Source organism: Flavobacterium glaciei (assembly GCF_003350545.1).
GTDB lineage: Bacteria > Bacteroidota > Bacteroidia > Flavobacteriales > Flavobacteriaceae > Flavobacterium > Flavobacterium glaciei.
In genome coordinates, this window is the sequence record NZ_QQBA01000013.1 from 1 (window position 1) to 17,934 (window position 17,934).

At 32.7% G+C, this 17,934-nt stretch carries 19 protein-coding genes and 2 tRNA genes; 11 read left to right on the top strand and 10 right to left on the bottom strand.

Annotation, left to right across the window (positions count from 1 at the left end; genetic code table 11):
• Nucleotides 1-163: 163 nt before the first annotated feature.
• Complete coding sequence (locus tag DFR66_RS11065; protein ID WP_114754911.1) at nt 164-1,216, top strand: NAD(P)/FAD-dependent oxidoreductase; 1,053 nt, start codon at nt 164-166, stop codon at nt 1,214-1,216.
• 2 nt (nt 1,217-1,218) lie between these two features.
• Here DFR66_RS11065 and DFR66_RS11070 read toward each other — a convergent pair whose 3' ends face one another.
• Complete coding sequence (locus tag DFR66_RS11070; protein WP_114754912.1) at nt 1,219-1,602, bottom strand: DUF983 domain-containing protein; 384 nt, start codon at nt 1,600-1,602, stop codon at nt 1,219-1,221.
• A 72-nt stretch (nt 1,603-1,674) separates the two neighbouring features.
• Between DFR66_RS11070 and DFR66_RS11075 the strand changes: the two genes are divergently transcribed.
• A complete protein-coding gene (locus tag DFR66_RS11075) occupies nt 1,675-3,582 on the top strand; it encodes an ABC transporter ATP-binding protein (protein ID WP_114754913.1) in 1,908 nt (635 codons plus the stop codon).
• Between the two features lie 34 nt (nt 3,583-3,616).
• Here DFR66_RS11075 and DFR66_RS11080 read toward each other — a convergent pair whose 3' ends face one another.
• Nucleotides 3,617-4,585: an App1 family protein gene (locus tag DFR66_RS11080; RefSeq protein ID WP_114754914.1), complete on the bottom strand. Its 969-nt coding sequence runs from the start codon at nt 4,583-4,585 to the stop codon at nt 3,617-3,619.
• Nucleotides 4,586-4,649: 64 nt separating this feature from the next.
• On the opposite strand from DFR66_RS11080, the gene DFR66_RS11085 reads away from it, so the two are divergent.
• Nucleotides 4,650-5,528 (top strand): diacylglycerol/lipid kinase family protein, encoded by an 879-nt coding sequence (locus DFR66_RS11085; RefSeq protein ID WP_114754977.1) that lies wholly within the window; start codon nt 4,650-4,652, stop codon nt 5,526-5,528.
• Nucleotides 5,529-5,534: 6 nt separating this feature from the next.
• Here the strand turns inward: DFR66_RS11085 and DFR66_RS11090 are convergent, their stop codons facing one another.
• A complete protein-coding gene (locus DFR66_RS11090) occupies nt 5,535-6,683 on the bottom strand; it encodes an 8-amino-7-oxononanoate synthase (RefSeq protein WP_114754915.1) in 1,149 nt (382 codons plus the stop codon).
• A 99-nt stretch (nt 6,684-6,782) separates the two neighbouring features.
• On the opposite strand from DFR66_RS11090, the gene DFR66_RS11095 reads away from it, so the two are divergent.
• Nucleotides 6,783-7,061, top strand: coding sequence for a 4a-hydroxytetrahydrobiopterin dehydratase (locus DFR66_RS11095; protein ID WP_114754916.1), 279 nt, complete (start codon nt 6,783-6,785; stop codon nt 7,059-7,061).
• Between the two features lie 55 nt (nt 7,062-7,116).
• Here DFR66_RS11095 and DFR66_RS11100 read toward each other — a convergent pair whose 3' ends face one another.
• Entirely contained in the window at nt 7,117-7,599 is a 483-nt protein-coding gene (locus DFR66_RS11100; protein ID WP_114754917.1) for a DUF1761 domain-containing protein, read from the bottom strand.
• Between the two features lie 181 nt (nt 7,600-7,780).
• Here DFR66_RS11100 and DFR66_RS11105 point away from each other — a divergent pair, with 181 nt between their 5' ends.
• The gene (locus tag DFR66_RS11105; RefSeq protein WP_114754918.1) at nt 7,781-8,635 is read left to right on the top strand and encodes a leucine-rich repeat domain-containing protein; all 855 of its coding nucleotides are present in this window, start codon (nt 7,781-7,783) and stop codon (nt 8,633-8,635) included.
• 301 nt (nt 8,636-8,936) lie between these two features.
• On the opposite strand, the gene DFR66_RS11110 is transcribed toward DFR66_RS11105, so the two are convergent.
• Both DFR66_RS11110 and DFR66_RS11115 read right to left on the bottom strand, forming a co-directional pair.
• Nucleotides 8,937-9,009, bottom strand: a tRNA-Met gene (locus DFR66_RS11110).
• A 35-nt stretch (nt 9,010-9,044) separates the two neighbouring features.
• Nucleotides 9,045-9,117 (bottom strand) — tRNA-Met (locus tag DFR66_RS11115).
• 117 nt (nt 9,118-9,234) lie between these two features.
• Here DFR66_RS11115 and era point away from each other — a divergent pair.
• The 6 genes from era to DFR66_RS11145 all read left to right on the top strand — a co-directional run bounded on the left by era (nt 9,235) and on the right by DFR66_RS11145 (nt 15,084).
• Nucleotides 9,235-10,116: a GTPase Era gene (gene era, locus DFR66_RS11120; RefSeq protein ID WP_114754919.1), complete on the top strand. Its 882-nt coding sequence runs from the start codon at nt 9,235-9,237 to the stop codon at nt 10,114-10,116.
• 368 nt (nt 10,117-10,484) lie between these two features.
• Nucleotides 10,485-11,033: a DUF2975 domain-containing protein gene (locus DFR66_RS11125; protein WP_114754920.1), complete on the top strand. Its 549-nt coding sequence runs from the start codon at nt 10,485-10,487 to the stop codon at nt 11,031-11,033.
• A gap of 3 nt (nt 11,034-11,036) precedes the next feature.
• Complete coding sequence (locus tag DFR66_RS11130) at nt 11,037-11,246, top strand: helix-turn-helix domain-containing protein (RefSeq protein WP_086453359.1); 210 nt, start codon at nt 11,037-11,039, stop codon at nt 11,244-11,246.
• Between the two features lie 170 nt (nt 11,247-11,416).
• Nucleotides 11,417-12,727 carry a ribosome biogenesis GTPase Der gene (gene der / locus DFR66_RS11135; RefSeq protein ID WP_114754978.1) on the top strand — a complete coding sequence of 437 codons (1,311 nt, stop codon included), beginning with the start codon at nt 11,417-11,419 and terminating at the stop codon, nt 12,725-12,727.
• Between the two features lie 271 nt (nt 12,728-12,998).
• Entirely contained in the window at nt 12,999-14,009 is a 1,011-nt protein-coding gene (locus tag DFR66_RS11140; protein WP_114754921.1) for a hypothetical protein, read from the top strand.
• 142 nt (nt 14,010-14,151) lie between these two features.
• Entirely contained in the window at nt 14,152-15,084 is a 933-nt protein-coding gene (locus tag DFR66_RS11145) for a DUF5677 domain-containing protein (protein WP_114754922.1), read from the top strand.
• A gap of 108 nt (nt 15,085-15,192) precedes the next feature.
• Here DFR66_RS11145 and DFR66_RS11150 read toward each other — a convergent pair whose 3' ends face one another.
• The 4 genes from DFR66_RS11150 to DFR66_RS11165 all read right to left on the bottom strand — a co-directional run bounded on the left by DFR66_RS11150 (nt 15,193) and on the right by DFR66_RS11165 (nt 17,931).
• A complete protein-coding gene (locus tag DFR66_RS11150; RefSeq protein WP_114754923.1) occupies nt 15,193-15,936 on the bottom strand; it encodes a DUF2490 domain-containing protein in 744 nt (247 codons plus the stop codon).
• A gap of 76 nt (nt 15,937-16,012) precedes the next feature.
• Complete coding sequence (locus tag DFR66_RS11155; RefSeq protein ID WP_114754924.1) at nt 16,013-16,825, bottom strand: TPM domain-containing protein; 813 nt, start codon at nt 16,823-16,825, stop codon at nt 16,013-16,015.
• Nucleotides 16,825-17,262 (bottom strand): TPM domain-containing protein, encoded by a 438-nt coding sequence (locus DFR66_RS11160; protein ID WP_114754925.1) that lies wholly within the window; start codon nt 17,260-17,262, stop codon nt 16,825-16,827. The genes DFR66_RS11155 and DFR66_RS11160 overlap by 1 nt, the downstream gene beginning before the upstream one ends.
• Before the next feature lie 87 nt (nt 17,263-17,349).
• Nucleotides 17,350-17,931 (bottom strand): LemA family protein, encoded by a 582-nt coding sequence (locus DFR66_RS11165; protein ID WP_114754926.1) that lies wholly within the window; start codon nt 17,929-17,931, stop codon nt 17,350-17,352.
• Between the last annotated feature and the right edge of the window lie 3 nt (nt 17,932-17,934).

A 17,934-nucleotide genomic window follows, 5' to 3' on the forward strand; every position in this document is an offset into this window, starting at 1 on the left:
CGCTTATAACGGATGTTTAAAATCCTGTTATAAGCGTTTCTTTATTGTCTAAAAAACGACTCTAATCAAAATAAGCGAAGTTTTTCAGTGCCCTCCTGTAATGGTAAGGGTTTTTTTGTTTTAATGTCTTTACTTTGCATTTATTTTAAAGGCAAAATTTCAAATGATTGATTACTTAATTATAGGTTCTGGTTTAGCGGGTATTTCATTTTCAGAGATTGCTTTGCGTAATGATAAATCTATTCTGGTACTGGATAACAATTCCCAGAATTCATCTAAAATTGCTGGAGGTTTGTATAATCCTGTTATTCTAAAGCGTTTTAGTGAGGTTTGGCAAGCTCAAGAGCAATTAGAGATTATGAATGAATTTTATAATTTTTTGGAACAAAAACTAAATTGTAAAATTGATTTCAAAAGTCCCATTTTAAGAAAATTTTTTTCTGTCGAAGAACAGAATAATTGGTTTGCTGCTTCGGATAAAATAGCGCTTGCTCCTTTTTTATCAACAGAGTTAATTAATATAAAGTATATTGGAATAGATTCTCCCTACGGATATGGCGAAGTTTTACAAACAGGTTATGTTGATACTGCTTTGCTTTTAAATAATTATGTTGAGTATCTAAAACAAGACAATTTATTTCGAGATGAAGCATTTGATTATGATGCTTTGCAAATTGAAAGTAACGGTATTCGATATAAAGATATTCACGCTAAACATATCATTTTTGCAGAAGGTTTTGGTATGCATGCCAACCCTTATTTTAATAGTTTGCCTCTGGACGGAACAAAAGGGGAGCTTTTTATTATTAAAGCACCTAAACTGAATTTAGATGTAATAATTAACACGAGTGTTTTTATTTTACCACTTGGGAATGATTTATTTAAGGTTGGGGCAACATATAACTGGAAAGATAAAACTGACTTACCTACAGAGGAAGGAAAAACGGAATTAGTAGATAGAATAAAAGAAATTATTAGTTGTGATTTTGATATTATTGAGCATTTTGCAGGCGTTAGACCTACGGTCAAAGATAGAAGACCATTAGTAGGAACGCATCAAAATTATGAATCAATACATATACTAAACGGTTTGGGAACAAGAGGTGTAATGCTGGGACCTGCAATGGCAAAAGCATTATTTGAAAACATTGAAAATCAATTCCCGCTAAATAAAGAAATTGATATTAAAAGATTTCAGCCCAAAAAACAGCAGTAGTATCATTTTTGGTTTGTTTTTGGGTCATAAGAAACAAACATGTTGATGTAAATATTTCTTGACCACCGCAAGACAAATGGGAACAAGACAATAAGTGATGCAATTATAGCAATAAAAGCCACTTTTAGGCTAGACTCAAAGATTACAAATGAGATTACAAAGGTAGCTGTACCAATAGCAACATTCAATCCGTAACTGACATACATTGCTCCATAAAAAAAAGAAGGTTCAATTTGATATTTTAAATTACAATGGCTGCAATTTTCATGCATTTTCAGGATTTTATTGAAATGAAATGGATTTTTTTCCAAATACATACTCTCATTCTGACATTTAGGACAAGTTCCTGTTAAAATGCTATATAATTTGGATCCTTTTTTTAACATTTGCAAAAAATTTAAATTTTCCTTTTTAGAGTTACAAAATTACGCATTCGAAAAGGATTAAAATAACAATACATGCTTAATATACACAATTTATCCGTTTCGTTTGGTGGTACTTATTTATTTGAAGAAGTTACCTTTCGTTTGGGGGCCGGAGACCGTGTTGGTCTTGTTGGGAAGAACGGAGCGGGAAAATCTACCATGCTTAAAATGTTGGCGAGAGATTTTGCACCTGATTCAGGTGTTATCTCTCAGGAGAAAGATCTCCGTATGGGATTTTTACGTCAGGACATTGATTTTGAACAAGGAAGAACGGTTTTGGAAGAGGCTTATGAAGCTTTTACAGAAATAAAAATTGTTGAGAAAAAGCTCGAGGAAATCAATCATTTGTTAGTTACTAGAACGGATTATGAAAGTGATGAATACAGCCAAATAATAGAAGACCTGTCCGAATATACACACCGTTTTGAATTGTTAGGTGGTTATAACTATGTGGGTGATACCGAGAAAATTCTTTTGGGTTTAGGATTTAAAAGAGACGTATTCGATAATCAGACTGAGACATTTTCAGGAGGGTGGAGGATGCGTATCGAATTAGCAAAATTATTATTACAAGCCAATGATGTTTTGTTGCTGGATGAGCCTACGAATCACTTGGATATAGAAAGTATCATTTGGTTAGAAAGTTTCTTGAGAAATTATCCTGGAGTAGTGGTAATTGTTTCGCATGATAAAATGTTTTTAGATAATGTGACCAACAGGACGATCGAAATATCTCTTGGCAAGGCTTATGATTTCAATAAGCCATATTCTCAATATTTAGAATTGCGTCATGAAATTCGTGAGAAGCAATTGGCAACGCAAAAAAACCAAGCTAAAAAGATTGAAGAAACGGAAAAATTAATTGAAAAATTCCGTGCTAAAGCTTCTAAAGCATCAATGGCACAATCATTAATCAAAAAATTAGATAAAGTTGAACGTATCGAAGTTGATGAAGATGACAATTCAGTGATGAATATTACTTTTCCAGTTTCAAAAGAACCGGGAAGAGTAGTTATAGAAGCTGAAAATGTAACTAAAAGCTACGGTGATAAAACGATTTTGAAAGATATCAATTTGTTAGTGGAACGTGGAAGCAAAATTGCTTTCGTGGGACAAAATGGTCAAGGAAAATCGACTTTTATTAAAGCTATTGTTGACGAATTCGAATATAAAGGAAATATTAAGTTAGGACACAATGTACAGTTGGGTTATTTTGCTCAAAATCAGGCAGAGTATCTGGACGGCGAAATCACTTTGTTGCAAACCATGGAAGATGCTGCAGCGGATACAAACAGAATGAAAGTACGTGATATGCTGGGGTCTTTCTTGTTTCGAGGCGATGATGTAGAGAAAAAGGTAAAAGTCCTTTCTGGAGGTGAAAGAAACCGTTTGGCGTTATGTAAATTACTTTTGCAGCCCATTAATGTGCTGTTGATGGATGAGCCTACGAATCACTTGGACATCAAATCTAAGAATGTTTTGAAAGCCGCACTTCAAAAGTTTGGTGGAACTTTATTGTTGGTTTCTCACGATAGGGATTTCTTGCAGGGAATGTCAAATTTAGTGTATGAATTTAAAGATCAAAAAATAAAAGAATATTTAGGAGATATCAACTATTTCTTGGAGCAACGCAATATGGAAAATATGCGTGAAGTAGAGAAAAAAGATGCTCAAAAAGCGATTGCACCCAAAGAAAGTAACAAGGCTTCTTATGAAGATCAGAAAAAAGGTAAAGCTTTACAAAATAAATTGAGTAAAGTAGAGAGCCAAATCAAGCAATTAGAAAAAGACATTCAGAACGATGATAAGATGCTGACTTCTAATTATGACAAACATATTGAGGATGCTAAATTTTTTACAGCATACAACAAGAAAAAAGCAGAGTTGGACAAATTGCTATTAGATTGGGAAGTTGTTCAGGAAGAAATAGATAATTTGTAAAAACGAGAGTTCCATTTTTTTTGGAACTCTTTTTTTATACAATAATTCGAATCATTTTTGAATGCTCTATGGCTTCGCTACTATTTTGAAAATAGCAAACAGAAACGTTCAAGGTTTCTAAATTTTTTAAAATCGCAGTTACTTTCACTTTTTTAGTTTTTCCAGTTTGTCGAATGTAAACAGCTTTTACAGTTACTGGAAAAATTTTGCAAATTGCCTCGTATAGAAATGGATCGTGTTGCGAATCGTCACCAAGAAGTACATATTCTAAATTGGGATAAAATTCTAAAATGTGTTTTATTTTGTAAAACTTATGATTGTGATTGCCTCTGCCAGTCAAGAAAAAATCAGTGAGACTTGTTTTAATATCCTTTAATAATAATACTGCTTTTGGAAGTTTATGAATTTCGGTGAATTTTGTTATAAAACGATATAGGTTCCATTCGCTGCTGGAAACATAGAAAAAAGCATTGAATTCCTCTTTATTTTCCCTTCCGGCAGTACTTAAAGCCTGATAGTGTGTCACAACATCTTCATAGATTTTTCTTTTGTTTACATTTTTAAATAATAAAACATATAATTTTTTTAATGGATTCATCGTGTGCGAAACTAAAAAAGTATCGTCAATGTCAGATATGATTCCTAAATTTCCTTTGTGAGGACGGATGTAGCTGTCTCGGGTTGTTATGGATTCATTTTTGTAAACAATACTTACTTCATAATCAATCCATCCATAATTAGTGTTTTGATCTAATGGAATACAAAATTTAAAATAACCATCTACTAATGTTTTGGTATGAATTTTGGCATTGTTGTGTTCTAAGTAAACATCGGCGTTGGCCTGTGTTTTTATTTGAAACATTTTAATTACCGAAGTAGCATTTTTTAGGTTTTTTTTCTGAAAATTATATTCTTGAATTGTTGTTGGTTTAAAAACATGTCCCATCACAATCAATTCCTGTTCATTAGCATAGCCTCGATATAATTTTAAAATTGGTTTCATTTATTGTAGTACTTTTGAATGTTGTTGAAATTAATTGTTTTTAATCAATAAAAGAAGAAAAAGTTTGAAAAAGAATATTTTGCTGGTTGTAAATCCTATCTCTGGCGATGTTGACAAATTAGAGTTAATTGATGCAACAACAATTTTTGCAGGAAACCAAAATTTAAATCTTGTAATTTATAATACTTCCGGGACATCAGATATTGAAAATATAAAAGCATTATATAATACCTATCTCCCGGAACGAATTATAGTCGCTGGTGGTGACGGAACAATAAAAATGGTTGCTGAAGCCATGGAAACGCATGATGTTGTTATTGGAATTTTACCGGCTGGGTCTGCAAATGGTTTAGCTGTAGATTTAAATTTACCAACCACAACCGAAGAAAACTTAGAAATAGCTTTCTTAAATGATTATATGGAAATTGATATGATTTCCATTAATGGTAAAAAAAGTATTCATTTAAGTGATTTGGGTGTAAATGCAGAATTGATTAAGAATTATGAAAGCGGTAGCATAAGAGGCAAATGGGGTTATGCTTTGCAAACAGTATCAACCTTGATTGATTTAGATGACCCGTTTATTGCAACCATCACCGGAGATTTCCCTACTATTGAATGTGAGGCAAGAATGATTGTCATTGCCAATTCGCAAAAATATGGAACTGGAGTTTCCATAAATCCAAATGGCGTAATGGACGATGGTAAATTTGAATTGGTTATCTTAAAAAATATGGATTTACTTGTATTGGGTAAAATCATTACCGGAAATATGCCTGTGGACAACATTGATGTTGAAATAATTTCTACTAATAAAGCGGTTGTCACTACCAACATTCCCGTTAGTTTTCAGATTGACGGTGAATATTGTGGAAAAGAAACAAAATTGGATATCCACATTTTACCAAAACAAATGAAAGTAGCGGTTTCCAAAATTAAATAGTTGGTACTATTTAAATGGGTTTCGTTCTTGCCAATTGGTTTCGGGTTCTAAATATCTAAATATTTTTGACATGTACAAATTGACTATTTGATTGCTATGGGCAATAAATCCATACATTTTTACAGGCTTAGCACCTACCGAGCTTTTAATTTCCAATGCAGTTCTTGCAAATATGATTTCCTTAAAGCCTTTATTTATGGAATATGCTATCATATCATACAACATATTTAAATACAACATTTTTTCGCGTTGAATACTTTCATCATACCCAAGAAAATAGGTATCCATAACAAGACCGTTTTTTATTAAAGTATTAAATCCGATTAATTTTTCATCAATAAAATAGCCATAAAAAAGAAATTTGTCTTTAAATATTTCTTTGAAAACTCTAAAGTGGTTTTTGGGTAGGAAAAAAGTATTGAAAGGAGCATTTTGGGCAACATGAAGGTACAAATCATAAATTGTATCTTCTAGTGCAATAATATCCTCTAAATGCATTTTCTTTTTCTCAATAACGGTGGCTTTTTTTCGGGCTCGCTTGTATTGGTCCCTGTATTTTTTTGAAAGTGAGTCTATGTAATCTTGTTCTGATTTCCAGTTCTTATCAATTTTGAAAACCATATTAGGTTGTGTCGAAAACTGATAGTCATTTTTAAATTCAGGAATATCAAAATTCGCAATATCTTCTTTGTGGAAATCTTTATAAGTGGTAATATGAATTTTTTTTCCTTTGGATTGAAAAATCTTTTCCAATGCTGATGCAGCTGATCTCAAGGCAAGTATAGCTTTCTTTTTATCAATAGATTCAGAAAAAGCAAAAGAATTTTGCCCTGTTAGCATGTTGTTTCCAATTACAAGAACATGAGACCCAAAATTCCTGAAAACTAAATTTCGAACAATAGTTTTAATGCATTTGTCTCTGTCTCCAAAAGATTTCAGTAGATTTAAATCTAAAAATTGAGAAAGTGCAATACCAACTAAAGTTTCATTTTCAAATAATCCAATGAAATGGCATACCATATTTTCTGGAGGTGATTTTTCTAAGATTTCTAGATACTTTTTGGATAAAAAAACGGTTGAAACAGCTAAGTCATCCCAGTTAGAAGGAAGTTGTGCTGTAGCATTATAAATTCTAAAAGAATAATGTGTTGTCAAGATTGAAGAGAAATTTTTTTTCAAAATTAGTTAATAAAGTTAAAGTATTTCTCAATGGCTCCTAATTAACTATCTTTATTTAAACTATAAAAATATATTATGAAAACCTATTCAACAGATACAATTCAATCAAAGTTAAAAGAGCTAAAAGACTGGCAGTTTGAAGCAGATGGAATAGAGAAAAAGTTTGTTTTTTCAGATTTTACTCAAGCATTAGGTTTTATAGTTCAAGTAGGATGTATGGCCGAAAAAAGAAATCACCATCCAGAATTATTTAATGTTTATAATAAGGTAACAATTAGACTTACTACACATGATGCAAATGGTGTTACAGATAAAGATTTAGATTTAGCCGAAGCCATTGAGGCAATACCTTAAAAAACAAATTTCGTCTTGAAATATTCTTAGACGAAATTTATTTTTTTTTGAAAAATTATTTCCAAGCACAAATAATTCCTCCCATAATCATAAAGCATACAATCCAGAAACCACCAGTAACAAGTGTGTATTTGAAGCTTCTTCTTTCATATAGCGCATTAGTTCCTATAAGAGGTAATGCTAAAAACAGCCCAGTCATAAAGCCATGCAAAGCTCCGTGCTTGAAGGATCTAAATGCTAATCCATAGTCAGCCATGAATGCATCGTAAGAAGGTTTTGCGATAGTAAGATCTCCGCCAACCATTCCTAGAGCTCCAAATTGATGTATTGTTAACATTTGAAGGATTAAACTAATGAAAAATGCATAAAATAATGACAATCCAAATATCAGGAGCATATTTCCTGCTTTCATATTTTCTTCCGTCAAGCCGGATTCTTTCATCCAAATTGTTCCAAAAACTTTTGGATTGTACCAAACAAATCCTACTACAAGTGTTGATAAAGCAGCGACAAAAAGCGCTAGAAAATTGATTTCCATATAATTGGGTTTAAAGATTAGTAATCAAATTTAGTTAATTTATGTGATATTAAGAAAATGAGATTTATTGTAAGATATTGCTCTATAAAAAATATAAATTAGTGTATTTCGTCGATTATATTTGTCAACAAACTAACTTTTATTTAATTTTATAATTGATAAAGAAAAAAAACCAACGACTATGAGAAATATTACTACTTTATTTTTAACACTTTTGTTCTCATTTCAAATGTTAGCTGATGTGTCTCAATCAGAGAAAGAAGCGTTAGTAAAACTGTATCAATCTACAAATGGAGGTCAGTGGAAAGTAAAATGGGATTTAGAATCACCAATTTCTACATGGCATGGTGTTAAATTACAAGACAATAAAGTAATTTCCCTTAATTTAGATAATAACAATTTGGTTGGTGAAATTCCTGAAGAAATTTTAAACTTAGTAAGTTTACAAAAATTGGATTTGCACAAAAATAAAATTTCAGGAACTATACCTTCGGCTATAGGAAAATTAAAAGAAATGAAAGAACTGAATCTTTCTTTTAATAAATTGTCAGGAACAATTCCAGCTTCAATTTGTGAAATGAGTAATTTGAAAAATTTAGAATTGTATATGAATGCAATTTCAGGGGAGTTACCTATGCAAATAGGAGCTTTGAAGCAATTAGAGATTTTATCATTGTTCAATAATGAAATTGTAGGTGAAATACCGAATTCGCTTTATGATATTAAAACAATAAAAACATTACTTCTTAACAGTAATAAACTTGTAGGAGAATTAAGTTCTGAAATAGAAAATATGACGTCTCTTGAAAACCTTAGTTTATTCGATAATAAAATGAATGGTCAAGTTCCTTTAGAGCTTGAGAAATTAGATAAATTGAAAGAAATGAATATTTCCTATAATATGTTTGATGGTTTTATAACTAGAGATTTAGCGGTATTAGATACGTTGAATATGACAATGATAAATAATAAAGGAGTTGCGGTTTTGTTAGAAGTAAATACTATTAAAAATACTGCTATTGCCTCTGAAGATTAGCATGCAAATATCAAAGAGTTTGACTATTATTTGATATTAAATATTTAGTTGTTTAATAAACTTAGTTTGTCTGAACCTGTGAAGCTTGCTTCTCAGGTTTTTTTGTTAAATTACATTAGAGTTTAGAATTAAAAAAAATATCTTTTAAGATTGATTTAATGCTCTTGGAAGTATAACGGAAGTACTTTTTTTATTACTTAAGTTTGAATTCTTTTCAAGAATATATAATGCTGAAAACAAATTTATAATTGCTTAAGATTTTTAAATAGAAAAAGCTCCAGATTTCTCTGAAGCTTTCTAGTAGCGGGAACAGGACTCGAACCTGTGACCTTCGGGTTATGAGCCCGACGAGCTGCCTACTGCTCTATCCCGCGATGTGCGTTTTGTAATCTCAATAAGGCTACCTTAGTAGCGGGAACAGGACTCGAACCTGTGACCTTCGGGTTATGAGCCCGACGAGCTGCCTACTGCTCTATCCCGCGTTGTTTCGGGTGCAAATGTACAACGAATTTCCGTATTTCCAATAAAATTTTTTAAAAATGTTTTATTTCGTCTATTGACTTGATATGTCTACCTTTGCACAATAAATTATAATAGAAATGTCACATAAAGCAGGTTTTGTAAACATCATAGGAAATCCAAATGTTGGGAAATCAACATTAATGAATGCCTTTGTTGGAGAACGGTTATCAATTATTACTTCTAAAGCACAAACAACACGTCATAGAATTCTAGGTATTGTAAACGGAGAAGATTTTCAATTAATTTTATCGGATACGCCAGGAATTATTAAGCCAGCCTACGAAATGCAGGCGTCTATGATGAATTTTGTTAAATCCGCTTTTGAAGACGCTGATATATTGATTTATATGGTCGAAATAGGAGAGCAGGAACTTAAGGATGAAGCGTTTTTTAATAAAATCATCCACTCGAAAATTCCGGTTCTGCTTTTATTGAACAAAATTGACAATTCGAATCAAGAACAATTAGAGCAACAAGTGGCTTTTTGGACAGAGAAAGTTCCGAATGCTGAAATATATCCAATATCAGCTTTGCAAAATTTTAATGTTCCTGAGGTTTTTCAAAGAATTATTTCGCTTTTGCCGGAGTCGCCAGCGTATTATCCAAAGGATCAGCTGACGGATAAGCCGGAGCGTTTTTTTGTAAATGAAACCATTCGTGAAAAAATCTTGTTGAATTACAGCAAAGAGATTCCGTACGCAGTTGAAATTGTTACTGAAGAATTTTTTGAAGATGACAATATCATTCGCATTCGTTCTTTGATTATGGTGGAACGTGAAACTCAAAAAGGAATTGTGATTGGTCACAAAGGTGCCGCCTTAAAAAAGGTAGGAACAGAAGCGCGTGAAGATTTAGAGAAATTTTTTGGAAAACAAATTCACATTGAGCTTTACGTAAAAGTGAACAAAAACTGGAGAAGTAACGCGAATATGTTGAAGCGTTTTGGATATAATCAATAGTGAGAAGTGAATAGTGAGAAGTGGGAAGTGGGAAGTGAGCAGTGAATGTATTTTTTCGGTTTTTATTCACACACAATAATTGAAATCAGTAATAGAGTTCGTCTTTATTACTGATTTTTTTTTAGCCCTGATCGTAATGAAAACCCCGTAGTAAGAATGCTGTTTTTTCTTGCGTTTTCAGAGCGACCAAAGGAAGCCCAAGAAAATGCATTAGAAAAAAAGCTTTTCGAACGAGGAGTTGCAATGGAGAGCAGGAATAGTCCCTGGTGATTTTAAAAGCAATAAATATATTTTGAAAAATGATGTATTTTCATTGTTTATCAATAAACATTAATATATTTGTATTTTAATTTTAAATACTTTGTATCATGTCTAGAAAAACCAATTTTGTTTTTAAAGTAGTGCAAGTGGTATCTTGGATTATTTTTGTGGGGCTTTGCATCCAGGCGGGTGGCTTTATTTTTAACACTGTTTTTACGCTACTGCTTAATCCAGCTGGGGCAAGTAAGTTTTGGACAGAAGTTGATTTGGCAGCTTTGTATCATTTAAACCAGTCGCATTATGTGACTTTGACAGTTTTGATGTGCATTGTTGTGGTGTTGAAAGCAGTATTGTTTTACCATATAGTACTCGTTTTTCACAGTAAAAAAATTGATTTGGCACAGCCTTTTAATCAATTTTTGAGAAAATTTATTGATTTGGTCGCTACTATTTCTTTTGGAATTGGTCTTTTTTCATTGTGGGGAGCAGGCTTTACTAAGAATTTGATTCAAGACGGACTACAAATGCCTCATGTTGCTGATTTAAGTTTTGGTGGTGGTGATGTGTGGTGGTTTATGAGTGTAATTTTATTGGTAATTGGGCAAATTATAAAAAAGGGAATCGAAATGCAGCAAGAAAACGAACTAACCATTTAAGTTATGGCAATAATTGTAAACCTAGATGTGATGATGGCCAAGCGTAAGATGTCATTGAACGAGCTTTCGGAGAAGGTAGATTTGACCTTGTCTAATTTATCCATATTGAAAACAGGAAAGGCTAAGGCGGTTCGGTTTAGTACTTTGGAAGCTATTTGTAAAGCCTTAGATTGCCAGCCTGGCGATATTTTAGAATATTCGAAGAACGAATAAATACAAAGGATAGTGGTAAGGTTGTGAGTTTTGTTTTGAAGATGAGGTGGTTAGGTTTTGCTAATGTGGCTAATATTCGAAAAAAATTGATAATCACGCTTTTAAACACTACCTTTGCCACCCGAAACGGAAAAATAAGGTTTCGGAAAAACGAATTTTCAAATTATATTATGAATAACATTGTTGCGATAGTAGGAAGACCTAATGTAGGGAAATCGACCCTTTTTAATAGGCTGATACAAAGAAGAGAAGCTATTGTAGATTCAGTATCTGGGGTGACCCGCGATAGAAACTATGGTAAAAGCGAGTGGAACGGAAAAGAATTTTCTGTAATTGATACTGGAGGATACATAAAAGGTTCTGATGACGTGTTTGAGGGCGAGATCCGCAAGCAAGTTGAACTGGCTATTGATGAGGCCGATGTAATCATTTTTGTGGTTGATGTTGAGGAAGGCATTACGCCTATGGATGATGTTGTGGCGCGCTTGTTGCGTAAAGTGACTAAGCCAGTTTTGCTAGCGGTAAATAAGGTTGACAACGCCATGCGTGAGAAAGATGCCTTAGAGTTTTACAACTTAGGTTTAGGTGAATACTATACGTTTGCCAGTATATCTGGTAGTGGAACAGGAGATTTATTGGATGCTTTAATTGATGCTTTCCCGGTAAAACCAGAACCGGTTCAAGAGGAAGTGGTATTGCCACGTTTTGCAGTAGTTGGGCGACCAAATGCTGGTAAATCAAGTTTTATCAATGCCTTGATTGGTAAAGAACGTTTTATGGTAACGGACATTGCGGGTACAACGCGTGATGCTATTGATACTAAATTTGACCGTTTTGGGTTTGAATTTAACTTGGTAGACACTGCGGGAATCCGTCGTAAAGCTAAGGTAAAAGAAGATTTAGAATTTTACTCAGTAATGCGTTCTGTGCGTGCTATTGAGCATGCTGATATTTGTATTTTGATTATTGATGCCACACGTGGTTTTGAAGGTCAGGATCAAAGTATTTTTTGGTTAGCAGAAAAGAATAGAAAAGGAGTTGTAATCTTAGTTAATAAATGGGATTTAGTTGAAAAAGAAACGATGTCAACTCGTGATTATGAAGCTAAAATCAGAGAAGAATTAATGCCATTTACGGATGTGCCTATTCTTTTTGTTTCTGCATTAACAAAACAACGTTTGCTAAAAGCATTAGAAGCTACGGTAAAAGTGTACGAAAACAGACAACAACGTATTGCGACATCTAAATTTAACGAATTCATGCTTAAGGTAATTGAGGCCTATCCGCCACCAGCTACCAAAGGTAAATATGTGAAAATTAAATATTGCATGCAGTTGCCTACACAAACGCCTCAGTTTGTATTCTTTGCCAATATGCCGCAATATGTTAAGGAACCGTACAAACGTTACCTTGAAAATAAAATTAGAGAAAATTGGGATTTTTCAGGAGTGCCAATCGATATTTATATTAGAGAGAAATAAGAATAGAAAACCACTTTGTAACGAAGTGGTTTTTTTATTGTTTATTGTAAAAGCCCAAGGACACTGCTTTGGGCTATTTTTTTTGCCTTTTAAACCATATAACAGATTTATTTATTGTTTGAGGGATTTTCTTTTTTACTATAATTATTGTAGTTATATTCGTAAAAATAAGAACTATTGTATTGGCATGAAGCTGCCTATAATTGGATAGATTGGATTTGTTTCATGGTGCATATATAATAGTTAGCCAATATTTCAAAAAAAAACCATATTGAAAACAGATAATCCCGAAATAGCAAAAATATTTACAGATTGTATCCAAAAAGCAAAATCTGAAACAAATATCTGCATGTATCCTGGATGTACTGATAAATCTATTAATTCTCACATCATGCAAAAGAACGGAATATTATCTTCGATTGCAGAAGACAAACATTTGTGGGAATTAAAAATTGACAACTTTCAAAAAGAGTATATTGTATTTAAAAAAAATGGAATTAATAAAATATATACATTTTTAGGATTTTGCAATGAACATGATACATCTGTTTTTAAGAAAATAGAAACTGAAGGAGAAATTGATTTTGATGATTACACTTCCTGTTTACTGTTTGCTTTAAGAACATTACATAATGAAATTTGGCGTAAACAAGTGGTTATAAAACTTCACGAATGTATTTTGAAAAACACAGATATAATCATTGATAGAAATATACTGGAATCAACAATTAAGCAAAATAAGCTTGGAATTAAAGATATGGAATTTTCTAAAGATGCAATGTGGTTAGATTTAAAAAATAATACTGAATCGTTTGTATTTCAACAGCGCGAATTCGCTCTGCAAGAAATATGTCTTAATGCAATAATAAATTATGAGACACCTGAAGAGATTTATAATTACCAATTGGAACATCGAAAAGACATGGACAGATTAACTGCTATCTTTATTTCCTTTTTTCCTTATTTAGGAAAGTCTAAACTTCTAATGGGTTATCATAAAGATGATGTTAAATTAGCTAAACCATATGTCAATACATTCTTCAAGGAAAATGAAAAGCGAACATTTAGAAGGTTAACAAACATGTTTGCATTTTATGTTGAAACTTGGGTATGCTCTACAAAATTTTATGAAGAAAAAGTTGAAGGTCTTGATAGTGAATTTCATAAATCAATGATTTTTGCTACTAAGAATGGAATTGGTAGAAAAGTATTTGATGTGAATATGTTTGAGAAAGATTTTAAAACGAAATTCAAAGATTTTATAAAAAGAAACGTCGGCTAACAGCCGTTACATGAGATTTGGGCATTAGGTTGAATTTAAAGTTGGTTTTGTACTTAGGAAATTTGTGTTTAATCGAAAAATCTTGCTTCTTTAATCCTAAACCTCGTGTAGCGCCAGAAGTTAGTGATAATGCCAAAAAAAAATGATGAAAAAGAAAGACTTCCCATTAGAATTAGGTTTAAAAGAATTATTCAATCTTGAAGATGAAAAGGAAAATACTAACTCATTAAACCAAATAATTAAGGCGTATACAGAAGTTATAGAAGCCATATATAATGATATACCAAAGTTGAAAGAAGGGGAAGTTTTTATTGAAACATTATCTGTGAAAATTTTAATTACTACAAAAAGTATCATTGAACTTGCTAAAGGCTATACTTTAGAAACAGAACGAAAAATAAGTCCAATTCAATTTTTAGATTTTTCTTCGATAAATATCTTAACTAGAGCAATAATAGAAAGTTTCCTAACTATGGAATATCTTTTCTATAATAATTTATCTGACGAAGAGAAATATTTTCGTTTTTTAATATGGCGGATTTCGGGTTATAAATCAAGACAAAATTTTTTTGCAGAAAAAGATAAAGATTTAATAAGGAATGAAATTCAGGAGAAATTAGATACTGAAATTAATGAAATAAATGAATTATTGAGAGAAGCAAAAAAATCGAAATACTTCAAAGGTTTAGACAAAAATCATTTATTTAAACTTGATAAATATGGAGTTCCTCGCTTAGAAAGTTGGAACACTTTACTAAATAATAGTATATTAAAAAACGAGATGTTTCTAATTCCTTATAAATTATATTCAAATTATGCACATTCAGAATTTATTTCATTAATTCAACTTAATGGTTCTGACACGTTACATAAAAATTCAAATGATAATAAAATGCACTTAAAAAATGCTTTAAGGATTATTAATATGATAAACTGTGTTTCAATTATTGAATTAAAAAATAAATTTGAATGCACTCTGAAAACATTTAATAATTTGGAAGAATCTACGAAAGAGAAAATAGAATTTTGGAATCATATTGCTACAGAAAGGTACTTTCACCAACAGGCGCTATAACGGATTTGGGCATTAAGCTTAATGTGAAATTGGTCTTGTATTTGGAAGATTTGGCTAATCCGTTGTATCCGCAAAACCACAGTCCCCGACGAAATTCGGGATTTTTTTTTAGGATTTATTTTTCCAATTCAAACGATGAAATACGCTCAAACGGATAATATCTCTATCAAAAAAGTCAACACCGCTAGAGCGTCTTTGATAACTGTTGAGGTAGCCTAACTCATACGAAAAATGGTTGCTGGCTTGAAAATGTATCGCTGCATAAATTCTATTTTGGTCAAAGGTGTTTTTACGGTTAGATTTTCCAGCATTGAACATGATTTCATCAGAGAGAATTGCTTTTATAGCTTGGTTTTCTTTTTTCCAAAACGTAAAATCGCCCTGTAGGCGGTATCTTAAACGCCATGAAAAAGTACTTCCTACTAGTAATCCTGAGGAGTTAGCATTGTTAATAAAGCGTTCCTCTACTTGAAAACGCTGATTGAGTACTAGTTTTTTGCCGCTGATTCTCCAAGTCAAGTCTTGTTGCCCGCGGTATTCAGGAATTCTAAAGTCGGGATTGATTTCAGGTATTTGTGTAGTAACCGAAAAATGAGCAAAACCAGCACCAGTTTCCAGATGGCTGTTTATTCTATAACGTCCTTGTACGCGCAACACATAAACATTTTGCTGAATGGGTTTTGTGAAAACTCTATTGTCAATTTCAGAATGTAAAGACCATTTTTCACTCAACAGCAATTGGTTGTAATAGCGCGTCCATAGAATACTTTGGTGGTCTATCTTTTTAGGTGCTTGTGCCATAGCAAGAGTGGTGAGAAGCAAAAAAAGCAGTAAAAATGCGCGATTATTCATTTTTTAATTTTGTGCCAAATATAAAAAAAATACCCTATCAATTTGATAGGGTATTCATATTTTTAAAAACTTTAGATTACCAGTCTCCACCAGATCCACCGCCAGAGAAACCTCCGCCTCCAAATCCACCGCCGAAACCGCCTCCGCCAAATCCACCACCAGATGAACCTCCGCCGAAACCACCTCCGCCACTGTTTCTTCCAAGGCTGCTCAGAATAATGACGTCTAATAGACTTGGGCCTATGCCGCCACCTCTGTTACCAGAATTTCCACCACCGCCTTTGTTTCTGGATATTAGCACCAGTATAATGATGACAATAACGATTAAGGGTAAAATGGAAAATCCTTTATCTTTGGTTTTCTTAACTCGTTCTCCTTTGTATTTTCCTTTGAAAACATCAAATAAAGCAGCTGTTCCTTTATCAAGTCCATTGTAATAACTTCCCGCTTTAAATTCAGGGATAATAATGTTGCGGGTAATTTCTCCACCAATACCTGCAGTCAATCGGTCTTCCAGGCCATAACCTGCTGAGATCCATATTTTTTTTTCGGCTTTAGCCAATAAAATAATAACGCCATTGTCATTTTTTGCAGTTCCTCCAATTCCCCAGGCATGTCCCCATTTTGGAGTTAGGATACCTATGTCTTCTCCTTTAAGAGTTTCTATAGTAATCACCACAATTTGAGTGGTTGTAGAATCAGAATATTTAATCAGTTTTTCTTCTAATTGTGCTTTTTCTGTTGCGCTTAAAACATTCGCATAATCATAAACTGAAGTCTGTAAAGTTGGTTTTTCAGGAATGGTAAATTGCGCAAAACCAATTTGAGTGAATAACAAACAAACAAACAGTTTTAGGAAAATTAGGGAATTCTTCTTTTGTAATAACATTATCCTCTAGATATTTCGTTTGATAATTCATTAATGTCGCCTTCAAGCCAAGGAAAATATTTTTGTAACTGTTCTCCTGCTCTTGTAATTCCATCAATAAGACCTTGCTTGAAATCTCCTTTTTTGAATTCAGCCACCATAATGTCTCGGGTACAATTCCAAAAATCATCTTGCACGACGTCATTAATGCCTTTGTCACCACAAATAACAAAATGTCTATCTTCTACCGCTAAGTAAATCAAAACACCATTTTGAAGCGCAGTTTCATCCATTTTTAGTTCATGAAAAACTTCCATGGCGCGATCATACGCATCCATGGAAGTTGTTTTTTCTATATGAACTCTAATCTCGCCAGAAGTGTTTTTTTCAGCCATACGAATAGCTTCAACAATCTCTTGTTCTTCTTCTTTGGTTAAAAAATCTTCTACTTTTGACATGTGTTTGATTTAAAATTACAAATAACGACTTTCAATTTGGGGTAAGCCCATAATTAAAAATCGTTATTTTTTGTAAAGATGTATTACTTAGAATTTTACTTCAACAGGCTTTTCAGCTCCTGCAACAGCTTTAAAGGCAGCTTTTTCTTTGTAATCAGATAGAAACAATTTTCTAGGATTCTTCAAGACATAGTTATTGTACACTTCCACTGATTCGTTAAAACGGGTTCTAGCAGTTAAAATTTGATTTTCGGTACTAGCTAGTTCATCTTGTAATTTCAAGAAGTTAGCATTTGCTTTCAATTCAGGGTAGCGTTCTACAGAAACTAATAATCTAGATAAAGAACTGCTCACGCCACTTTGCGCCGAGTTAAAAGCCGCTAATTGTTCTGGGCTCACGTTAGTTGGGTCAATTGTTACAGCAGTTGCTTTAGCACGTGCTTCAATAACCGCTGTTAAAGTTTCTTTTTCAAAATCAGCTGCTCCTTTTACTGTGTTTACCAGGTTGCCAATTAAATCATTTCGTCTTTGGTACGAAGTTTCTACGTTACCCCATTCTTTTTTAACCGCTTGATCTACTACAACAGCTCCGTTAGTTACATTGATGTAGTACATAATAGCTACTAGAACTAATCCTCCAATGATAATCCAAGGCAAAAATCTTCTCATGTT

Bases quoted from the DNA above. Each gene is read 5' to 3' on its own strand.
- DFR66_RS11065 (WP_114754911.1), top strand. From the start codon at position 164: ATGATTGATTACTTAATTATAGGTTCTGGTTTAGCGGGTATTTCATTT.
- DFR66_RS11070 (WP_114754912.1), bottom strand. From the start codon at position 1,602: ATGTTAAAAAAAGGATCCAAATTATATAGCATTTTAACAGGAACTTGT.
- DFR66_RS11075 (WP_114754913.1), top strand. From the start codon at position 1,675: ATGCTTAATATACACAATTTATCCGTTTCGTTTGGTGGTACTTATTTA.
- DFR66_RS11080 (WP_114754914.1), bottom strand. From the start codon at position 4,585: ATGAAACCAATTTTAAAATTATATCGAGGCTATGCTAATGAACAGGAA.
- DFR66_RS11095 (WP_114754916.1), top strand. From the start codon at position 6,783: ATGAAAACCTATTCAACAGATACAATTCAATCAAAGTTAAAAGAGCTA.
- DFR66_RS11100 (WP_114754917.1), bottom strand. From the start codon at position 7,599: ATGGAAATCAATTTTCTAGCGCTTTTTGTCGCTGCTTTATCAACACTT.
- DFR66_RS11105 (WP_114754918.1), top strand. From the start codon at position 7,781: ATGAGAAATATTACTACTTTATTTTTAACACTTTTGTTCTCATTTCAA.
- era (WP_114754919.1), top strand. From the start codon at position 9,235: ATGTCACATAAAGCAGGTTTTGTAAACATCATAGGAAATCCAAATGTT.
- DFR66_RS11125 (WP_114754920.1), top strand. From the start codon at position 10,485: ATGTCTAGAAAAACCAATTTTGTTTTTAAAGTAGTGCAAGTGGTATCT.
- DFR66_RS11130 (WP_086453359.1), top strand. From the start codon at position 11,037: ATGGCAATAATTGTAAACCTAGATGTGATGATGGCCAAGCGTAAGATG.
- der (WP_114754978.1), top strand. From the start codon at position 11,417: ATGAATAACATTGTTGCGATAGTAGGAAGACCTAATGTAGGGAAATCG.
- DFR66_RS11145 (WP_114754922.1), top strand. From the start codon at position 14,152: ATGATGAAAAAGAAAGACTTCCCATTAGAATTAGGTTTAAAAGAATTA.
- DFR66_RS11150 (WP_114754923.1), bottom strand. From the start codon at position 15,936: ATGAATAATCGCGCATTTTTACTGCTTTTTTTGCTTCTCACCACTCTT.
- DFR66_RS11155 (WP_114754924.1), bottom strand. From the start codon at position 16,825: ATGTTATTACAAAAGAAGAATTCCCTAATTTTCCTAAAACTGTTTGTT.
- DFR66_RS11160 (WP_114754925.1), bottom strand. From the start codon at position 17,262: ATGTCAAAAGTAGAAGATTTTTTAACCAAAGAAGAAGAACAAGAGATT.
- DFR66_RS11165 (WP_114754926.1), bottom strand. From the start codon at position 17,931: ATGAGAAGATTTTTGCCTTGGATTATCATTGGAGGATTAGTTCTAGTA.